Raw genomic sequence first — 5348 nt, 5'->3', positions numbered from 1 at the left:
TTCTGCCGTAGTTAACCTTAACAGCTCTCAAGGAGTTAACGCATTGTATTTGGTGCCTTATAACAAATTTTTAGGGTTATCCAGTGACAACAACAATATTATTCAAAAGGCTGTCATGGCCAGCGTTCAGCATGAGCTCACCAACAACTGGAGCATCCGAGGTGCTTACGCAACAAATACCGCCATCACCGACAACCTGACTACCACAGCTTCTCTTGTACGTGAAAATAATCCGGATTTCAACAGATTTGCACGTACCATTTCCAGAAGTGGAAAAGAAGACAAAAACACCACCCTACAGTTCGACTTGATCGGTCAGGATTTATATACAGGGACCGTTAAACATACGGCCCAATTAGGCTTTGATTTTCGTAGTGCCGACGTCAACACAACGACCTATGCAGTGACTTTATCACCACTGACCACCGGTGTAAAGCTTCCTACTACCAACGTCATCGACACCATCAACGTTCTTGACACTTGGACAAACAACCTTGCTGACGTAGAATATATAGTGGACGGTCAGCACTATGTGGGTAAATCTGTAAAGTTTGCAGCAGGCACACCGGTGAATTCTTACTATAATACCTTTGGCTTCTTAGCACAAGACGTCATCGAATTTAACAAATATGTTAAGGCTTCCTTAGGAGTACGTTATTCACAAATCTATACCCCTGATTTTACGACTAACAAAACAGAAAGAAGGTCAGCCTTCAACCCTTCTGTTGGCGTCATTGTATCACCTTTGGAAAACATCAATCTTTTTGCCTCATACACCAACTCCACCAGTCTGCGTAGTGCCGCAAACAGAATGAGCAATGGAGAGGAAATAGGTCCTTCTGTCACCAACCAATACGAAGGTGGATTCAAAACCGATTGGCTAAACAATAAGTTACGCTTTAACTTTACTTACTTCCACATTTTCACTTCCAATCTATCTAATACGGAATATGTAGAAGGAACCACACAGCCTACAGGCTATTACTTTAAAGCAGGCGACTTGGTTCGTGATGGAATAGAGACCGAACTGAACGGACGTATTCTGGACAACTTGACAGTAATGATAGGTTATGCTTATCTGGATGCACGTTACAAAAATTCTCCTTCCTATGTCGAAGGTTCTTCTCCGATGAATGCTCCTGATCATACGGCAAATGCTTGGGTGCAATATCTATTCAACAAGGGAGTCTTACGCAACCTTTCTTTAAGTGCTGGTATTTATTATGTGGGGAAACGCCCGGTTAATGAATATAGCAATGCTTACGACGGACATACCTACAATCCAGGTGTAAAACCTTTTGATATGCCGGCCTATACAACTATCAATGCACAGATAGGTTATAAAGTGAAAAGATGGGATGCCAAGCTGTACTTAAACAATCTAGCCAATGAAATAGGTACAATGCCTACTTCCGTGGAGGATTCATCAACCAGACAGACCCAAGAAACGCAGCTTTTGCTTTTAGCTATAAATTCTAGGTTTATATAGTGTAAGGAAGAGGGCTTCAACAATGTTGAAGCCCTTATTGATTTTATAACACTACCATCTTCAATAAATCAAGAGCTTCTATCCCTCCGTATCCCAAAAGAAAAGAGTACCTCAATGAATTCGGAATAAAACCGAAATATTTTTTAAATGCTGTAGTAAAGTGGGTAGCATGTTTATACCCAATCATATGAGCGACTTCCACAACCCTATAATTACCGGAAACGATAAGTTGTTTGGCATAATGCATCTTCCGTTCGGTAATGTAGTTGGAGACGGTCTTCCCCACATATTGCTTGAAGTACTTTTTTAGATACTGATCGTTTGTACCTACCAGCTTAGCCAGCTCCGATATGGTGTAATGACGAGACATATCCTCATCAATCAGTTTTTTGGCAAGCATGATTTTCTCATACATGCTCTTCATCAGAGCTACCCCATCTTCCCTATTTTCCATTCGTAAACTTTCCACTTGATGGGCTATAATCTCTATAAGACAGGATTGAATCCTTAGCTTATGCTCCAAGGAATTTGACTCACTAAACTCTAGCAACTGATTTTGCAAAAGCTGCATCCTACTATCACTGTTTGTCAAGACTGCCTCTCTAAACCGTCGGCTATTGAAATGTTGCGTAAAATTTAACTCTCGAAGATAACCCTCCGGGAAAAAAATCACAATCCCGATATTCTGATCATAAATATTCTTCCACTCAAATATGTCCCCTTTATCAATTTGATGAATGATATTCTCACCACCACGTATAATATAAGACTGTTGATTAATAAAGTAAGGACATATACAGTTATCCTTATTCCGCAACAATAACACATTAAGATAACCTTTATAAGGGGCCTGAGTCTTCACGGTTCCCTGCTGATGCAATAACAGGTAATGCATCTGGATATCAAATACATGCATCTCGGACAATTCAGAAGAATTGTTTTTTTCCAAATACGTATTATTAATTCCCGATTGCGTCATTAGATAGCAGAAAAATCCTCTATATTCGCGAATAAATTTTATTTAGACTTAATCTAAATTTTGTCCGAAAATACAACTTTATATCTATAAAGAAAAATGTTTACTACAAAAAGTGACGAAATATAAAAGCTAAGTAAGTAAACAGATAAGATTCTTTCCCCTATAAGTATTCCATGCAAAAAAGTCCGACCAAATGGTCGGACTTTAATTTATTTTGTTTCGTTTTCCTTCATCAGTCTAAGGAAATTCAGTCCCATTATCTTAGCTACATCTTCTTTTTTGTAACCTCTTTCCAAAAGGGCTTTGGTCAAGACAGGGAATTTAGACACATCTTCCAGATATTGTGGAGAAGATTCTATTCCATCGAAGTCGGATCCTATGGCTACGTGATCTATGCCTACTTTACTGACTAAGTAATCAATATGCTGTAATAAGGTTTCGAGCTTAGCATCAGCCTGAAAGCGTAACTCCTTAGGTAGCTTGTTGTACATCCTTGACACCGACATACCTTCTTCAGGCTTACCGAAATGTTTCTCATAAAGCTCTTTGACACGCTTCTGGTATGCTGTGTCCAAAAATTCCGAATAGAAGTTTAAACCGATAACACCACCATTCTTTTTAAGAGTCTTCCAATTGCTTGTCGTCCAAGTTGCGGGAATGTGGTGTTAATGCTGCAGCATTACTGTGTGACACGAGTATGGGTTTGGTAGTAACTTCCAACACGTCATAGAACAGCTTTTTGCTGCCATGCGACAGGTCAACCATCATTCCCAACTCATTCATTTTACGGATAATCTCTCTACCTTTTTCGGAAAGGCCCTTCTGCTCTTCATCCGGCTTTTCATCTTCTATTGCGGCAGCTGTTGCCCAAGAAAGGTTATAGTTCCACGTGAGGGTCATATATTTGGCTCCGCGCTCATGAAGCTTCACCAAATTATCTATGCTTTCCTCTATCATATTACCACTTTCAATGCCAATGAGAGCGGCTATTTTTCCAGCCTTATTGATTCTATACACGTCCTCCACATTTTTGGCCAGCTCAATATGCTCTTTGTTTCTTTCTATAACTTTTTCCAGAGCATCAATTTGGTCGTTGGCATGCTTGAAGGCGTTGGTCTTCCAGCGTGTATCGTCAGACCATACGGCAAAGACCTGTACATCCACTCCTCCTTCTTTCAGACGAGGAATGTCTGTGTGTCCCTGAGTCAGACGCGTACCTATGTCGCGACCTCTCAATATACTGGATACGATTACATCATTGTGGCCGTCCACCACAATAAGTTCTTCATGTATCTTCTTATAATCTTCTTGCGCATTCGTCATGTGCATAAAAGAACAAAGAGACAATACACTAAGTATAAAACTTCTTTTCATTATTTAGATTCATTTATGGTTTCGTAGATAACATCTTGAATTCTGCTACGAATATTCAAGTCCAATAGCTTTGTAGACACCTGTGGGTGTACCCTATTGGATAAGAAAATATAAATTAACTGATTTTGCGGATCAATCCAAATACAAGTTCCTGTATAACCGGTATGTCCATACACCGAAGGATTGGCCAACTTGGAAGGATATCCGGATTTCGAGTCAGGGTCATATCGGTCAAAGCCCAAACCACGACGGCTGGTTTTCGATTGTTTTGATGTGAAAAGATCTACGGTTTCCGGCTTGAAATATCTCACTCCACCGTACTCACCTCTATTGAGCAGTAGCTGCCCATAGATAGCAAGATCGTTTGCGGTAGCAAAAAGACCGGCATGCCCTGCTAAACCTCCCGCCATGGCTGCCCCTTGGTCGTGAACAAAACCTTCCAATAACACCTTACGAAAAGAGGTATCATGCTCTGTAGGCACTATTCTCGATTTATCGAAGCGTCTGCGTGGATTGTAACCTGCCGTTTTCATTCCTATAGGTTTGTAGAGAAGTTTGTTGACGAACGTATCCATAGAGACATGGGTAGCATTTTCCGCCACTTCCTTCATCACATACATACTTATATCCGAATAGACATAATTTCCTATTGGTTTCACAGCAGATTTCAGCATCTCAGGCCACATCACCTCTTCGTAATAATTATTTCGCAGATAGGCGCTGTCTGCCACCTGAACCTGATGCGTCGGAGAAGGGAAACGTTGAAGATCTCCTGGCTTGAGATGACGGTAGAACGGTATATAAGGCGTGAAACCAGCTTCATGCAACAATACAGTCCTTAACTTGATGTCCTTTTTGTTGGTTTCTCGTGCTTCCCAGATATAACGCCCGATAGTGCTATCCAAATGTATAGCCTTGGTCTCGGTAAGGTGCATGATGACAGGAGTAGTACCGGCAATCTTACTTACCGACGCTAGGTCGAAAATATCGTTTACGCTGGTTTTACGTGCGTTTTCATACGTATGGTGGCCATAGGCCTTTTCAAAGATTACCTGTCCATTTTTGACTACCATGACTACCATGCCGGGTGCTGCCTTCTCGCGTATAGCTTCGGCCGCAATGGCATCTATCCTTTGGGTCATCTTAGCAATATTTAATCCTGACCGCTCTCCATAGGTGTATTGAAGTCTGGTTTGGTTGGTTTTTATCTTGGAGTTTCCTCCGATGGCAAGCCCTCCGAATATACTCATCGCCATATAGCGTTGAGCTTCTTCCGAGAACTCCGGGTAAACCAGTTCCGACATGACACCGTTGAATGATGGTGTCTGCTGAAGGCGACTTAAATCGCTATCCTGAAAGCGACATACGACAACACGTTTTTTGTTCGCCGTAGCATGGCTCACCAACTGCGCATTTAGCAGCTGCAGCTCCGCCGTCGTACCGGCAACAATAATGGTGTTAAACAGCTTACCTTGCTCATTCAGCTTATAGATGTCTATAGCGTGA

Annotated in this window: 5 protein-coding genes; 1 reads left to right on the top strand and 4 read right to left on the bottom strand. The window is 41.4% G+C overall.

The features are described 5' to 3' along the window. On the top strand, window positions 1–1489 hold a 1489-nt coding region (locus SD31_RS13225; RefSeq protein ID WP_156138367.1), incomplete at its 5' end, for a TonB-dependent siderophore receptor. 43 nt (window positions 1490–1532) lie between these two features. Here SD31_RS13225 and SD31_RS15650 read toward each other — a convergent pair. The 4 genes from SD31_RS15650 to SD31_RS13210 form a co-directional block, all read right to left on the bottom strand. Beyond that, entirely contained in the window at window positions 1533–2438 is a 906-nt protein-coding gene (locus SD31_RS15650; RefSeq protein WP_197053727.1) for a helix-turn-helix transcriptional regulator, read from the bottom strand. A gap of 239 nt (window positions 2439–2677) precedes the next feature. After that, window positions 2678–3043, bottom strand: a complete 366-nt coding sequence (locus SD31_RS20395) for a dipeptidase (protein ID WP_262506645.1) — start codon at window positions 3041–3043, stop codon at window positions 2678–2680. 43 nt (window positions 3044–3086) lie between these two features. After that, entirely contained in the window at window positions 3087–3842 is a 756-nt protein-coding gene (locus SD31_RS20390; RefSeq protein WP_262506644.1) for a dipeptidase, read from the bottom strand. Beyond that, the coding region (locus SD31_RS13210) for a serine hydrolase domain-containing protein (protein ID WP_039054476.1) at window positions 3842–5348 on the bottom strand (1507 nt) is incomplete at its 5' end. The genes SD31_RS13210 and SD31_RS20390, both read right to left, overlap by 1 nt.

Source organism: Sphingobacterium sp. T2, from assembly GCF_000814685.1.
Classification (GTDB): Bacteria; Bacteroidota; Bacteroidia; order Sphingobacteriales; family Sphingobacteriaceae; genus Sphingobacterium; species Sphingobacterium thermophilum.
Note: the sequence above shows the minus strand (reverse complement) of the source record. Positions and strands in the feature narration are given on the sequence as shown.